Origin of the sequence: Actinoplanes sp. CA-142083 (assembly GCF_050942195.1) — a bacterium.
Taxonomy (GTDB): Bacteria; Actinomycetota; Actinomycetes; order Mycobacteriales; family Micromonosporaceae; genus Actinoplanes.
Genome location: NZ_CP192076.1, coordinates 8,513,526 through 8,528,087, shown reverse-complemented (window position 1 = coordinate 8,528,087; position 14,562 = coordinate 8,513,526). Strand labels below are relative to the sequence as shown.

Here is a 14,562-nt window from a genome sequence, read left to right as displayed (position 1 = left end):
CGGGGGCTTTTCACGGAAGAAAGGCTCGCTCCCCGCCATGCCTCGATTCAGAAGACGACTGCTCGCCGCGGCTGCCGCGGCGGGCGTCGTCGCCGCCGTCCTCATCGCACCCTCCGCCGCCTCCGCCGCCGGCCCCAACCTGGCCGCCGGCAAGACCTTCTCCGCCAGCAGCAACACCGACGTCTACGGGGCCGGCAACGCCGGCGACGGGAACGCGAACACCTACTGGGAGAGCCAGAACAACGCGTTCCCGCAGTGGCTGCAGGTCGACCTCGGCACGGCCGTCAGTGTCAACCAGGTCGTGCTCAAGCTCCCGCCGGCCACGGCCTGGGCCACCCGCACCGAGACACTGACCGTGTCCGGCAGCTCCGACGGCTCGTCGTTCAGCACCTTGAAGGCGTCGGCCGGCTACACGTTCAACCCGGCCTCCGGCAACGCGGTCACCGTCGACTTCACCGCGGCCACCGCGCGGTTCGTGCGGCTGACCTTCACCGGCAACACCGGCTGGCCCGCCGGGCAACTGTCCGAGATGGAGGTCTACGGCCCGGTCACCGGCGACACCCAGGCGCCCACCGCGCCCGGCAACCTCGCCTACACCCAGCCGGCGAGCGGGCAGATCCGGCTGGCCTGGTCGGCCTCGACCGACAACGTCGCGGTCACCGGCTACGACGTGTACGCCAACGGCGTGCTGCGCACCAGCGTCGGCTCGGGCGTGCTGACCTACACCGACAGCCAGCCCGACACCGCGACCGTCGCCTACTACGTCCGGGCGAAGGACGCGGCCGGCAACGTGTCGGCGGCCAGCAACACCGTCACCCGCAACGGCAGCGGCGGCACCGGCACGAACCTGGCGCTGAACAAGCCGATCGAGGCGTCCTCGACCGTCTTCACGTTCGTGGCCACCAACGCCAACGACAACAACACCGCCACCTACTGGGAGGGCAGCGCGTATCCGGCCAACCTGACGGTGCAGCTGGGCGCGAACGCGTCGCTGCAGCAGGTCGTGGTCAAGCTCAACCCGGACAGCGCGTGGGGCACCCGGCAGCAGACGTTCTCGGTCCTCGGCCGTGAGCAGAGCTCGAGCGCCTTCACGACGCTGGTGGGCTCGGCCTCCTACACGTTCAACCCGGCCTCGGGCAACACGGTGACCATCCCGGTGAGCGGAACCGCTGCGGACCTCCGACTCTCCTTCACCGCGAACACCGGCGCGCCCAGCGGTCAGGTTGCCGAGCTCCAGGTCGTCGGCGTCGCCGCGCCCAACCCGGACCTCACGGTCACGGGCATCACGTCCTCCCCGGCCGCGCCGGTGGAGACCGACGCGGTGACGCTGTCGGCGACCGTCCGCAACGGCGGGAACGCCGCGTCGGGCGCGTCGAACGTCAACTTCTACCTGGGTACGACGAAGGTCGGCACCGCCACCGTGGGCGCGCTCGCGGCCGGGGCCTCGACGACGGTCTCGGCGAACATCGGCGCCCGGGACGCCGGCACCTACGCGCTGACCGCGAAGGTGGACGAGTCGAACACGGTGATCGAGACCAACGAGGCAAACAACTCCTTCACCTCCTCGTCGTCTTTGATTGTCACCCCGGTCTCGAGCTCCGACCTGGTGGCGTCAGCGGTCTCCTGGTCACCGGGCAACCCGTCGGCCGGTAACACGGTCACGTTCTCGGTGACCATCAAGAACCAGGGGTCGGCGGCCTCTTCATCCGGCGCCCACGGTGTCACCTTGACAATTTTGAATGGCTCGACCGTGGTGAAGACCCTGACCGGCTCCTACACGGGCACGCTGGCAGCCGGCGCTTCCTCGCCTGCCCTCTCGCTGGGCACCTGGACGGCCGCAAATGGGAAATATACGGTTCGCACCGTTATCGCGGTAGACGCGAACGAGCTGGCGGTCAAGCAGGCGAACAACACCTCCGACAAGCCGTTCTTCGTCGGTCGTGGCGCCAACATGCCCTACGACATGTACGAGGCCGAGGACGGGTCCCTGGGCGGCGGCGCGGCGATCGTCGGCCCGAACCGCACGGTCGGCGACCTGGCCGGCGAGGCGTCCGGCCGTAAGGCCGTCACGCTCAACCAGACCGGCGCGTACGTGCAGTGGACCACCCGCGCGGCCACCAACACGATCGTCGCCCGGTTCTCCATCCCGGACGGCACCAACAGCTCGATCAACGTGTACGTGAACGGCAGCCTCAACAAGACCCTGCCGCTCACCTCGAAGTACGCGTGGCTGTACGGCAACGAGACGGCGCCGCAGAACTCGGGCTCCGGCCCGCGGCACATCTACGACGAGGCGAACATCCTGCTGACCGGGTCGTTCCCGGCCGGCAGCACGGTCAAGCTGCAGAAGGACGGCGCCAACTCCGGCAACATCGCGATCGACTTCATCAACCTCGAGCAGGTCTCGGCGCTGGCGAATCCCGACGCCTCCAAGTACGTCGTGCCGACCGGCTTCGACCAGCAGTCGGTGCAGAACGCGCTGGACACGGCCCGGCAGGACACCACCAAGCTCGGCGTCTACCTGCCGGCCGGTGACTACCAGGTCTCCAGCAAGCTCCAGGTGTACGGCCGGCCGATCGTGGTGACCGGGGCGGGACCCTGGTACACCCGCTTCTTCGCTCCCTCCACCCAGACCGAGACCGACGCCGGCTTCCGGGCCGACGCCGGCGCGAACGGCTCCACGTTCAAGAACTTCGCGTACTTCGGCAACTACACGATCCGCATCGACGGCCCCGGCAAGGTCTTCGACTTCGCCAACGTCAGCGGCATCACGATCGACAACATCTGGGCCGAGCACGTGGTCTGCCTGTACTGGGGCGCGAACACCGACAACATGGTGATCAAGAACTCGCGCATCCGGGACACGTTCGCCGACGGCATCAACATGACCAACGGCAGCACCGGCAACCTGGTCGACAACAACGAGGCCCGGGCCACCGGCGACGACAGCTTCGCGCTGTTCTCGGCGATCGACGCCGGCGGCGCCGACGAGATCAACAACACCTACCAGAACCTCACGTCGATCCTGACCTGGCGGGCGGCCGGCATCGCGGTCTACGGCGGCTACGCCAACACGTTCAAGAACATCTACATCGCCGACACCCTGGTCTACTCGGGCATCACGATCAGCTCGCTGGACTTCGGCTACCCGATGAACGGCTTCGGCGCCAGCCCGCCGACGGTGTTCGACAACATCTCGATCGTCCGGGCCGGCGGCCACTTCTGGGGCGCGCAGACCTTCCCGGCGATCTGGATCTTCAGCGCGTCGAAGGTCTTCCAGGGCATCCGGGTCAGCAACGTCGACATCGTCGACCCGACCTACTCCGGAATCATGTTCCAGACCAACTACGTGGGCGGCCAGCCGCAGAACCCGATCAAGGACACCACGTTCACCAACATCACCATCAGCGGCGCGCAGAAGAGTGGCGACGCCTACGACGCCAAGTCCGGCTTCGGCCTGTGGGCCAACCCGATGCCGGAGTCGGGCCAGGGCCCGGCCGTCGGATCGGTGACCTTCACCAACCTCCAGTTCAGCAACAACTACCGGGACATCGAGAACCAGACCAGCACGTTCACCATCACTCGCAACTGAGCCCGCTCCCGAGGTAACAGGAAGGGCCCGCGCAACGTCCCCGCGGGCCCTTCCGCCTGTGTAGGTTTTCCGGATGGAGCATCTGACCCTCCCGGACGGCCGCACCCTCGAGTACCTGGCGGAAGGACCCTCGTCGGCGATCCCGCTGGTCCTGCACCACGGCACCCCGTCCGGCACTGTCCGCTACGACCCACTCTTCGACGCGGCCCGGGCCGGCGGCTTCCGCGTCGTCCAGGCCAGCCGCCCCGGCTATGCGACCTCCACGCCGCACCCCGGCCGCCGGGTCGCCGACGTCGCCGCCGACACCGCCGCCCTGATGGACGCCCTCGGCGCGCCCACGTTCGTCACCGTCGGCTGGTCCGGCGGCGGTCCGCACGCGCTGGCCTGCGCCGCGCTGCTGCCCAGCCGCTGCCTGGCCGCCGCCACCATCGCCGGCGTGGCGCCGTTCAACGCCGAGGGCCTCGACTGGCTGGACGGCATGGGTCAGGAGAACGTCGTCGAGTTCTCCGCCGCCATGGCCGGCCGCGACTCGCTCGACGCGTTTCTCACCAACGCCGCCCAGCCGCTGAAGTCGGTCGAGCCGGCCGCCATGATCGCGGCGTTCGGCGACCTGATCTCCGAGGTCGACAAGCGGGCCCTGATCGACGGCGGCCTGGCGGCCTACCTCGCGGCCTCCTTCCAGGCGTCGGTCTCGACCGGCATCGCCGGCTGGCGCGAGGACGACCTGGCCTTCGCCGAGGACTGGGGCTTCGACCTCGCCGGCATCAAGGTGCCTGTCTCGCTGTGGCAGGGCGACCAGGACCGCATGGTGCCGTTCGCCCACGGCCGCTGGCTGGCCGAGCACCTGCCGACCGCCGACGTCCACCTGGTGCCCGGCGAGGGCCACCTCTCCCTGATCGCCAACTTCGGCACTATCGTCGGTTACCTGCGCGACCACATCCGCGAGTGAGGCCGCGCTATCCTGGCCGCACTTGACGGGGCGGCCAGGGGGTATTCACGGTGACGGATGAGCAGATCTCCAAATTGGACACCGGCATTCCGCACTCGGCTCGATTGTGGAACTACTGGCTCGGTGGGAAGGACAACTTCGCCTCCGACCGGGCGGCCGGCGACGAGATCGCGCGGCGGTTTCCCTCGATCATCGATCTGGCGGTCGCCGACCGGGCGTTCCTGAAGCGCGTCGTCCGGTTCTTCGTGGCCGAGCAGGGCATCGGGCAGATCCTCGACATCGGCACCGGGCTGCCCACGGCCGACAACACCCACGAGGTCGCGCAGGCGATCGACCCGGCCACGCGGGTCGTCTACGTCGACAACGACCCGCTGGTGCTCACGCACGCCCGGGCGCTGCTCACCGGCAGCGCCGAGGGGCGGACCGACTACATCGAGGGCGACCTCAACAATCCGGCCGAGATCCTGCGCGCGGCGGGCCGGACGCTCGACTTCGGCAAGCCGGTCGCGGTCACGCTGCTCGGCATCGTGCACTTCATCGGGGACTTCGAGGAGGCGCGCTCGGTGATCCGCGAGCTGGTGGACGCGCTGCCGTCCGGCAGCTACCTGACGATCGCGCACGGCTGCCACGACATCAACCGGGCCGAGGCCGACGACATCGTCGGCTTCTGGAACGAGCACGGCACCCCGAAGATCGTCTACCGCAGCGCGGCCGAGATCGAGCGCTTCTTCGACGGGCTCGAGCTGATCGAGCCGGGCGTCGTGCCGTGCTCCCGCTGGCGCCCCGACGCCGGCGACCCCGACATCGACGTCAACCAGTACTGCGGCGTGGGCCGCAAACCCTAGCCCAGCAGATCCCAGCGGTTCCCCGCGATGTCGAGGAACACGGCCACCCGGCCGTAGGGCTCGTCGCGCGGCTCCCGCACGAAGGTCACGCCGGCCGCGAGCATCCGGCGGTACCGCGCGTCGAAATCGTCGGCCCGCAGGAAGAAACCGACGCGGCCGGCGACCTGGTCACCGACGGCGGCGCGTTGCCGGTCGCCGTCGGCGCGGGCCAGCAGGATGCCGGTCTGCGCGCCGGGCGGCCGCACGACGACCCACCGTTTCGGGCGGCCGTCGGTGGTCTCGGCGGGGGAGTCCTCGACCAGGTCGAAGCCCAGGATCCCGGTGAAGAAGGCGATCGCCGGGTCGTAGTCGTCGACGACGATCGTGAAGAGGTCGATCCGCACGGCGCCAGGATAGTGATCGCCGCGGCGCGGTTGTGCCGCCCGCCGGGCCGGAGGCCGCGTATGGCCGTCACCCACCACCCGGCCGGGGCGGCACCGCGGGTGCGGTGCCGCTTCGGCGTGGGGCTGTGCCCGACTCGTACGATATGTGGGTTCAAACCTCGACCGGCGTGAGCTCGGGCAGTGCCTGGACCGGCTCGGGGTTGGTCCTGCGGCGGGCCGTGGGGACCAGCAGCGCGACGCCGATGGCAGCGACCGCGACCACCGCCAGGATCAGGAACGACTCGGTGTAGCCGGATTCGGCGGGCAGGCCCGTCGAGGTGGTGTGGCCGGCGACGACCGAGCTGACGATCGCGGTGCCGATCGACGCGCCGATGGTGCGGACGTTGGTGTTCATGCCGGAGGCCACGCCGGTCTGGTGCATCGGGACACTCTGGACGATCAGGCTGATCAGCGAGGAGTAGACCAGGCCCAGGCCGATGCCGAAGACGCCGCCGGCGATCGCGACCAGGGGTTTCGAGCCGTGTTCGGTGGCCAGCGAGAAGCAGGCGAGGGCGGCCAGCGCGGCGCCGGCGATCAGCTGGGTCTTGCCGGGGAACCAGCGGGTGAGCGGTCCGGAGAGCGAGCCGAAGACGGCCATCGCGACCATCATCGGCAGCATCAGCAGGCCGGCCTCGGTGACGGTCGCGCCGAAGCCGTAGCCGGTCGCGCTCGGCACCTGCATGAGCTGCGGCAGGAAGGCGAAAATGCCGAACATGGTGGCGCCGAAGAGAAGCGCGACGACGTTGGTGGTCCAGACCGCGGGCAGGCGCATCATGCGCATGTCGATCAGCGGGTTGGCCGAGCGGAGCTCCGCGACGAACCAGGCGGCGAGAAGGACAACTGCCAAGACGAGCAATCCGATCGTACGGCCGGAGCCCCAGCCCCACGTCGTGGCCTTGCTCAGGGGCAGCAGCAGCGCGACGAGCCAGCCGGAGAGCAGCACGGCCGCCAGCCAGTTGACCTTGCCGGGACTGCGGACGGGCGACGCGGGGATGACGAACTTGGCGACGATGCCGACGAGGGTGACGACGATCATCGGGATCCAGAACAGCCAGCGCCAGTTGAGGGCGCCGACGATCGGGCCGGCCAGGACGATGCCGAGGCCGCTGCCGGAGGCGATGACGGCGGCCATGACGCCGACCGCCGAGGTGACCCGGTGCGGCGGGAACTCGTCGCGGATGATGCCGAACGAGACCGGGAAGATCGCGCCGCCCAGGCCCTGCAGCACGCGGGCGGCGATGAGGACGCCGATGCTGGGCGCGATCGCGGCGAGCAGGCAGCCGAGGGCGATCGCGGCCAGCGCGACCAGCAGCGCGCGGTCCTTGCCGATCATGTCGGCGATGCGGCCCATCAGCGGCGTGGCGACCGAGGCCGCCAGCAACCAGGCGGTGAGCACCCAGGTGACCGTGCCGGTGTCGGTGTGCAGATCGTGCTGTATGACCGGCAGAACTGGCGTCACCAGCGACTGCATCAGCGCGAACGCGGCCGCGGCGGCCGAGAGCACGCCGAAGGTCTGATAAAGTCGAGGCATGCCTCCACATTAGCGGAGGGGTGCCTCCGTTTTGCAAGTTGGTTTGTTTGTGAGGTGGATCTCGTCATGGCGGCGGTTGGTGTGCGGCGTCCGGCTCGGGCTGATGCCCGCCGCAACTTCGACGCGTTGATTGCCGCTGCCCGCGCGGCCTTTGCTTCCCACGGGACGAATGCCTCGCTGGAGGACATCGCTCGGCAGGCGGGCGTGGGAATCGGCACCTTGTACCGAAATTTCCCGACACGGCGAGATCTGTTCGAAGCGGTGTACGTGTCGGAGATCGACCAGCTGGCCGTGGTGGCGGCCGAGGTCGGGTCGCTGCCCCCGTGGGAGGCGCTGATGGCGTGGCTCGACCAGTTCGTCCAGTACGCGATCACCAAGCGGGCGATCATCGAGGCGCTCAACCGGGAGTCGGAGCTGTTCGCGAGCTGCCGCAAGACGATGTACGAGGCGGGGGAGCCGTTGTTCGCGCGGGCTCAGGCGGCCGGGGTGGTGCGCTCGGACGCCAACTTCGACGACCTGCTGCGGATGGTGTCGGGGCTGATGTCGGCCGCGTTCGTCGACGACGGCCAGCGCAAGCGGGTGCTCGCGCTGGCGCTGGATGGCCTCAGAGCCTAATTGCGCTTCCTGTGCGGGCGCTTTCGCGGGCCGCGTCGAGGACCGTCATGTTGCGCAGGACGTCGGCCGGGTCGACCGGGAGCGGGCCTTCATCGCGGACAGCTTTGGCGAACGCCGGGTAGTACGAGTCCCAGCGGCCGCGCTCGGTCGGGACGGGCGCGCTGGTCGGGCCGTGGTAGAGCCGGCCCCAGCCGTGCTCGGGCTCCACGCCCCACCGCTCGCCCAGGATCGCCGGGGACTTGCCGGACTTCAGGAGGGCCTCCTGGTGGTCCATGCCGTCGATGCCGTTCACGATGTAGGTGCCCGTCGAGCCGGACACCCGGAAACGCGGGCCCGGCGCGGCCTGGCGCCAGCTGCCCCAGAGGTGCGACTCGACGCCGCCGACGTGGTGCAGCGCCACGAAGAAGTCGTCGTCGAGGTCGCCGTTGCCGCGGATCTCGGCATAGACGCGCACTGCCGGGCCGTGCAGCAGGTGCGCCTGGTCGACCAGGTGCGAGCCGAAGTCGAGCAGGGTGCCGCCGCCGGCCGCGGGAACCTTGCGCTGCGGGTCCCACCGCTCGAAACGGGACTCGAAGCGGCGGATCGTGCCGAGCGCGTTGTCGGCGATCAGCTTGCGCAGGGTGAGCAGGTCGGAGTCCCACCGGCGGTTCTGGTAGACGCTGAGCAGCACACCCTGGGCGCTCGCGGCGTCGACGACCTCCTGCGCGCTGGGCGCGTCGAGCGTGAAGGGCTTGTCGACCACGACGTGCAGGCCGTGGGCGATCGCCTCCTTGGCGACCTCGGCGTGGGTGGCGGCCGGGGTCGAGATGCTGACCGCCTCGGCGCCGGCCTTCTTCAGATCCGCGATCGAGTCGAAGGCGGTCGCGGTCGGGTGCTGGGCGGCCAGCTCGGCGCGGCGCTCGGGCGACTTGGTGACCACGCCGACGAAGTCGACGTTCTCCGCCGAGGTCAGCAGGGGGGCGTGGAAGATGCGCCCGCCGGAGCCGTAGCCGACAAGCCCGAACTTGACCGCGTCACTCATGCGAAGAGCCTGCCACAAGCACCTGGGGTTCGCCGATCAAGGGGTGCTGGAACGCTTCGGTGCGGTTCTTGCCGCCGCTCTTGGCCGCGTACATCGCCATGTCGGCGCGGCGGATGAGCTCGGTGACGGTGACACCGGGCTCGGCCACGGCGACGCCGATGCTGGCGCCGACCGTCACGGTGGCGGCGGTCAGCGTGACCGGGGCGGCCAGCGTCGCGCAGAGCAGACCGGCGACCCGCTCCGCCTCGAACGGGCCGGCCAGATCGGTCAGCAGCACCGCGAACTCGTCGCCGCCCAGCCGGGCGGCCACACCCCGGCCGGCGGTCACCGCGGTCATCCGGGCCGCCACCTGCACCAGCAGCTCGTCGCCGGCGCCGTGCCCGTACCGGTCGTTGACCTGCTTGAAGTCGTCGAGATCGACGTTGAGCACGGCCGTGCAGGCCGGCCGGGCCAGCGCGTCGCCGATGGCCTGGACGAACTTCGCCCGGGTCGGCAGCTGGGTCAGGTGGTCGTGGTGGGCGCGGTGCTCGAGCTCGGCGTGCGCCTGGCAGCCCTTCTCGGCCAGGATCACCTGGTGCGAGAGGTTGCGCACGGCGTCCAGCACGTCGGTGGGGATCCGCCGGCGGCTGCCGACGGCGATGTAGACGTCGGCGACGTCGAACTCGGCGCCGAGCGAATCAAGCTGCCACTCGCGGAAGCCGGGCATCAGCTCCACGAGGACATCCCGGTCGATGATGGCTTCCTCGCCCAGCTCCCGCCCTCGCAGCTCGGCCGGGGCGCCGGCGGCGGTGCTGATGTAGAAGCCACCGGGCCGGCGGCGCAGCACCAGCATCACGACGCCGGGGGAGAGGGCCAGCATCTCGCCGGCCACGCGCCGGCCTAGGGCCCGGATCTGCTCGCCATCGGTGACGCCGAGCATGGCCAGGCCGGCCCGGGCGAGCAGCGACTCCCGCGCGGCCGCGCCCTCCTGGCGGATCATCGCCAGGTAGATGCCGCGGGTCAGCACCGACATCAGCAGGATCTGCGGCAGCACGCCGATCACGGTGGGCGAGTTCCAGGGCATGTACCGGTCGCCCGACATCGGGGAGATGGCGTTCGCGACGGGGACGGCGATCAGCGCCCCCAACAGCCGGGCCACCCACAGCTTCGTCGAGCCGTACAGCGAAAGCACAATCGTGGCGGCCAGCGCCAGCGCCGTGCTGGCGACGGGGTCCTTGAGGCCGGCGCCGCCGATGGCGATCAGCACGGGCACCGGGACGACGGTCCACCAGCTCGACCGGCGGCGCAGATGGGTGTGGATCAGCACCAGCAGAAGCGTGAGGATCGAGAGCCCGGCCAGCCGGACGTACTGCGCCGAGCGCTCGATGTTGCCGAGCTGGGGAAGCTCGGTGAGCAGGGCGAGGCCGCCGATGGCGACGGCCACCAGCCGGGTCCGGTTGAGGCTGCCGTCCGGGAGCGGGAAGCGCCATCTGCTCACCGAGGTTTGTTCGGTCGGGCGGCCGCCGACTTGAGTGAGCGGGCAGTGATCCTTCCTGTCAGATGAGTGACCGGCGCCGCTGAAAAGGGGTGCCGGTGAGTCAACATTTGCCGCATGAAGCCCGCGCAGATGGAACGCACCCCCTTCGCTGACCTCGACAGTCAGCCCAGTGAGATGACCGCCATGCTGCTAGCGGCGCTCGAGGCGATGGGCCATCACCCCGAGATCAGGCGCGTTCGCCGTACGGCCATGCAGGCCCTACGCCCCGAGGCGGGCGCCCGCCTGCTCGACGCGGGCTCCGGCGCCGGCGACGTGGCGCGCTGGCTGGCCACCAAAGTAGGTCCGGCCGGCGAGGTCATCGCCCTGGACAATTCCGCCGCGACCATCGCGGCGGCCCTGCAACGCCACGACGGCAGCAATGTCCGATACATGACCGGCGACGTCTCGGCGATGACCCTCCCGCAAGACAGCGTCGACGGCGTCTGGTGCGAGCGCGTACTCCAGCACGTAGACGACGCCGACGTGGTGATCGGCGAGCTGATCCGCGTGACCCGCTCCGGCGGCCGCATCTGCCTGATCGACACCGACTGGGGTTCGCTGGCCTTCGACGGCGTCCCGTCCCGCCTGGCCACGACGGTGGTGGCCAACATGCACGGCCGCCTGACCCCACGCCAGGCCGACATGGGCCGCACCCTGCGCCGCCGCCTGATAGCCGCAAACCTGACCAACGTGACCGCCACCCCCGTGACATGCGTCTTCGGCGACCCGGCCTCAGCAGCGGTAGTGCTACCCATGGTCAACCCCATGGTCCCCGAGGAGGCCTGGACAACACCCCCCGGCGTACGCGACGAGTGGTTCTCCTACGTAGCGGCCGCCGGCGACCGAGGCGACTTCCTGGCAATCCTGACCATCTGGGTAGTAACCGGCACAGTCGGCTAGCGCCAAACCATCCGCCTGCTAGCCATCCGCATGCCGCCAGTACTGACGCTTACGCTCGTCCCGCAAGACGTACCCCAACCGCCCCAACTCCCCCCGCAGCTCCCGCTTGTCAGCGTCGTCACCGGCATCGAGGGCCTTCTGCCGCGCCGCCAGCAGCGCATGCGCCGTGGCCGGCAGATCGGGAAGGTCGGGCACCCACCGGCGGTAGGACGACAGGTACGGATCCTGATCCGCCCAAGCGATGCCATTGGCGGCGAAGGCCGCCCGCAACCGCCCCGCGGACAAATGGCAGGGCTCTCGCGCCAGCTCGCGCCCAGTGCGTCCGAGCAACACCAGTTGGTCGCGGTCAGGAAACGCGACGGTCACCTCGGGCCGTGGCACCGTGGCGGTCGTGCCCGGGCGGGTCAGCACCACCTCCTCCAAGGTGATCCGGACCGTCAGCGACTCGCGGTCGACCAGACCGGCCAGGATGAGGCCCAGGAGCGCGCCCAGCGCCGCCGCGGTGATCGAGGCGGCCGGCTCGGGCAGCTCACGCGCCAGGTTGAACGGGCCCGGCAACGGCAGCCACACGGCCACCCTCATCACCAGGTAGAGAAGCGCGGCGCCGATCGCGGGGAGGCAGAGCCACACGAGCACCCTGGCCCACCACGGTGTCGGCACGTTCGTCGTCTGCTGGAGCACGGGTCCGAGTCTTCGCCGCGGGGGCGCTGTCCCGATACCGACTGAAGGCGATATCCGATCGACTAAAGTCGACTGCCCGCCGGGAGCCCGCGCCGGTAGCGTCGAGGCATGGCACGGCGAAGCGCACGCGGTTGGCTGCTCGAGGTCTCCCTCGCAGTCCTCGCCTTGCTGCTCGGGCTCTTCTTCGTGTCGCAGTCGGTGAGCGAGGGCAACGGCGCTCCGCTGCAGCTCGAGGTGGGCGGGGGCGCGCTGTCCTTCGTCGGCCTGGTGCTCTTCCGGCGCAGCCACCCGGTCGCCCTCACGCTCGCGCTCATCCCGTTCGGCATCCTGCTCGGCATGCCGATGGGCGCCACGCCGATCGCGCTGTTCTCGGTGGCGCTGCACCGCCCGGCCCGCGTCACGATCGCCGTCGCGGGCCTGCACGCCGTCGCGGTGGCGACCGTCTACGGCCTGGTGCTGGGCCTGACCCGGGAGTATTACGAGTCCGTCGCCTTCGTCGTGCTGCTGCACGTCAGCTTGGTCGCGGTGGCCATGGTGATCCGCGCGCACCGCCAGCTCGTCGCCTCGTGGGCCGAGCGGGCCCGCCAGGCCGAGGAGGGCCAGCGGCTGCGCATCGAGCAGGCCCGCCTTGCCGAGCGCGAGCGGATCGCGCGCGAGATGCACGACGTCCTCGCCCATCGGGTGTCGCTGCTGGCGCTGCACGCCGGCGCGCTGGAGGTGCGGCGCGACGCCTCGCCCGACGAGAAGCAGGCGGCCGGCGTGATCCGGCGGTCGGCATACGAGGCTCTGGAAGACCTGCGCATGCTGCTCGGCATGCTGCGCGCGCCGGCCGAGGACCGCCCGCAGCCCACCCTCGACGACGTGCCGGCCCTGGTCGAGCGTTCCCGCCTGGCCGGCGCCGACATCGTCTTCGCCATGCGTCGCGCCGAGCCGGGGGACGCTCTATGGGGCGAGGCCGAGCGCGACGATGAGGAGCGGGACGGTGCGGGGTGGGGCGCGCCTGGTTGGGGCGCGGCCGGGTGGGGCGACGCCGAGCGCGACGAGGACGAGCGGGACGGTGCGGGGTGGGGCGCGGCTGGGCGGGGCGCGGCTGGGTGGGGCGCGGCTGGGCGGGACGAGGACGAGCGGGACGAGGACGACGTTCCCGCTCAGACCGGGCGGCACGCCTATCGGATCATCCAGGAGGCGCTGACCAACGCGCTCAAGCACGCGCCCGGCGCCCCGGTCCGGGTCAACGTCGACATCTGCTGGCCGCGCGGGCTGGAGCTGAGCGTCGAGAACGACCTTCTGTGGGAGCACAACGACGGTCTGGGTAACGGGCATGGCAACCACGCCGAGCCGGGAGCTGCGTTCGGGGCGCTGCGGCCGGGCGGCGCGGGTGCCGAGGCGCCGGAGGCGGATGCGGGTGCGCTGGTCTCAAGCGCGGGCGGGCCGATTCCGGGCGCCGGGGCGGGGCTGGCGGGTCTTCGGGAGCGGGTCCGGCTGGCCGGTGGGCGGCTGGAACACGGGCCGACGCCGGACGGCGAGTTCAACCTGCGCGCGTGGCTTCCATGGCAAACGTGATGCCCGATCCCGTGCGGGTGCTGATCGTCGACGACGACGCGCTGGTGCGGGCGGGGTTGTCGATGATGCTGGGGGCGTTCGACGAGATCGAGGTCGTCGGCGCGGTCGCGGACGGCACCGAGGTGGCCGGGGCCGTCAACACGCATCGGCCGCATGTGGTGCTCATGGACATCCGGATGCCGGGGATGGACGGCCTCACGGCGACGGCCGACCTGCGGAAGCGGCGGGATCCGCCCGAGGTCATCGTGCTGACGACCTTCGACACCGACGAGCATGTGCGGCGGGCGATGCGGGTGGGCGCGAGCGGGTTCCTGCTCAAGCACGAGCCGCCCGGCGACATCGCGCGGGCGGTGTGCCGGGCTGCGTCGGGCGAGCCGATGTTCACGCCGTCGGTGCTGCGGCAGGTGATGGGGATGGCGGCTGCGCACGGGGAGGATCCCGACCGTGACAGGGCCAGGCTGGCGCTCAAGCGGCTCAGCCCGAGCGAGGGAGATGTGGCGCGGCTGATCGCGGGCGGGCGCACCAACCAGGAGATCGGCGCCGAGCTCAACATGAGCACGGCGACGGTGAAGGCCTACATGACACGCATCTTCACGAAGCTCGAGCTGAGCAACCGCACGCAGGTCGCCATCCTGGTCCACGACGCCCGCTGACGACCCGCCCGCGCAGGCCGCCCGGCTGCGCCCCGCCGGCTGCGACCGGCCCGCCGCCGGCCCGCTGGCTGCGGCTGGCCGTGCCGCCGGGCCGCTGGCTGCGGCCGGTCCGCCGCCGGCCCGCTGGCTGCGGCCGGTCCGCCGCCGGCCCGCTGGCTGCGACCGGCCCGCTGGCTGCGGCCGGTCCGCCGCTGCTGTGGCGGGCCCCGCCGCTGGCTGCGGCTGGTCCGTCGCTGGAGCGCGGCGGGCCGGGCGCGCGTCGATGGCACGTCGG

Annotated in this window: 12 protein-coding genes; 7 read left to right on the top strand and 5 right to left on the bottom strand. The window is 70.8% G+C overall.

Annotated features, from left to right (window positions below; all coding sequences use genetic code 11):
* Nucleotides 1-37 precede the first annotated feature (37 nt).
* The 3 genes from ACQPZX_RS39020 to ACQPZX_RS39010 all read left to right on the top strand — a co-directional run bounded on the left by ACQPZX_RS39020 (nucleotide 38) and on the right by ACQPZX_RS39010 (nucleotide 5,386).
* Nucleotides 38-3,592, top strand: a complete 3,555-nt coding sequence (locus tag ACQPZX_RS39020) for a CARDB domain-containing protein (protein ID WP_433367110.1) — start codon at nucleotides 38-40, stop codon at nucleotides 3,590-3,592.
* Between the two features lie 73 nt (nucleotides 3,593-3,665).
* Entirely contained in the window at nucleotides 3,666-4,541 is an 876-nt protein-coding gene (locus tag ACQPZX_RS39015; RefSeq protein ID WP_433367107.1) for an alpha/beta fold hydrolase, read from the top strand.
* A gap of 50 nt (nucleotides 4,542-4,591) precedes the next feature.
* A complete protein-coding gene (locus ACQPZX_RS39010) occupies nucleotides 4,592-5,386 on the top strand; it encodes an SAM-dependent methyltransferase (RefSeq protein WP_433367104.1) in 795 nt (264 codons plus the stop codon).
* On the opposite strand, the gene ACQPZX_RS39005 is transcribed toward ACQPZX_RS39010, so the two are convergent.
* Both ACQPZX_RS39005 and ACQPZX_RS39000 read right to left on the bottom strand, forming a co-directional pair.
* Nucleotides 5,383-5,769 carry a VOC family protein gene (locus tag ACQPZX_RS39005; RefSeq protein ID WP_433367101.1) on the bottom strand — a complete coding sequence of 129 codons (387 nt, stop codon included), beginning with the start codon at nucleotides 5,767-5,769 and terminating at the stop codon, nucleotides 5,383-5,385. The two genes, ACQPZX_RS39010 and ACQPZX_RS39005, sit on opposite strands and share 4 nt — an antisense overlap.
* A gap of 151 nt (nucleotides 5,770-5,920) precedes the next feature.
* Nucleotides 5,921-7,339, bottom strand: a complete 1,419-nt coding sequence (locus tag ACQPZX_RS39000; protein ID WP_433367099.1) for an MFS transporter — start codon at nucleotides 7,337-7,339, stop codon at nucleotides 5,921-5,923.
* A gap of 66 nt (nucleotides 7,340-7,405) precedes the next feature.
* Here ACQPZX_RS39000 and ACQPZX_RS38995 point away from each other — a divergent pair, with 66 nt between their 5' ends.
* Nucleotides 7,406-7,954: a TetR/AcrR family transcriptional regulator gene (locus tag ACQPZX_RS38995; RefSeq protein WP_433385707.1), complete on the top strand. Its 549-nt coding sequence runs from the start codon at nucleotides 7,406-7,408 to the stop codon at nucleotides 7,952-7,954.
* Here ACQPZX_RS38995 and ACQPZX_RS38990 read toward each other — a convergent pair.
* Together ACQPZX_RS38990 and ACQPZX_RS38985 are read right to left on the bottom strand one after the other, a co-directional pair.
* Nucleotides 7,944-8,975, bottom strand: a complete 1,032-nt coding sequence (locus tag ACQPZX_RS38990) for a Gfo/Idh/MocA family protein (RefSeq protein WP_433367096.1) — start codon at nucleotides 8,973-8,975, stop codon at nucleotides 7,944-7,946. The two genes, ACQPZX_RS38995 and ACQPZX_RS38990, sit on opposite strands and share 11 nt — an antisense overlap.
* Nucleotides 8,968-10,452: a diguanylate cyclase domain-containing protein gene (locus ACQPZX_RS38985; RefSeq protein WP_433367093.1), complete on the bottom strand. Its 1,485-nt coding sequence runs from the start codon at nucleotides 10,450-10,452 to the stop codon at nucleotides 8,968-8,970. The genes ACQPZX_RS38990 and ACQPZX_RS38985 overlap by 8 nt, the downstream gene beginning before the upstream one ends.
* A gap of 114 nt (nucleotides 10,453-10,566) precedes the next feature.
* Here ACQPZX_RS38985 and ACQPZX_RS38980 point away from each other — a divergent pair, with 114 nt between their 5' ends.
* Nucleotides 10,567-11,391, top strand: a complete 825-nt coding sequence (locus tag ACQPZX_RS38980) for a methyltransferase domain-containing protein (RefSeq protein WP_433367090.1) — start codon at nucleotides 10,567-10,569, stop codon at nucleotides 11,389-11,391.
* A gap of 18 nt (nucleotides 11,392-11,409) precedes the next feature.
* Here the strand turns inward: ACQPZX_RS38980 and ACQPZX_RS38975 are convergent, their stop codons facing one another.
* Nucleotides 11,410-12,072, bottom strand: coding sequence for a YqeB family protein (locus tag ACQPZX_RS38975; RefSeq protein WP_433367087.1), 663 nt, complete (start codon nucleotides 12,070-12,072; stop codon nucleotides 11,410-11,412).
* A gap of 108 nt (nucleotides 12,073-12,180) precedes the next feature.
* Here ACQPZX_RS38975 and ACQPZX_RS38970 point away from each other — a divergent pair, with 108 nt between their 5' ends.
* Nucleotides 12,181-13,635, top strand: a complete 1,455-nt coding sequence (locus tag ACQPZX_RS38970; protein WP_433367084.1) for a sensor histidine kinase — start codon at nucleotides 12,181-12,183, stop codon at nucleotides 13,633-13,635.
* Nucleotides 13,623-14,288 (top strand): response regulator transcription factor, encoded by a 666-nt coding sequence (locus ACQPZX_RS38965; RefSeq protein WP_433385704.1) that lies wholly within the window; start codon nucleotides 13,623-13,625, stop codon nucleotides 14,286-14,288. Before ACQPZX_RS38970 ends, ACQPZX_RS38965 begins: the two co-directional genes overlap by 13 nt.
* Nucleotides 14,289-14,562: the final 274 nt, after the last annotated feature.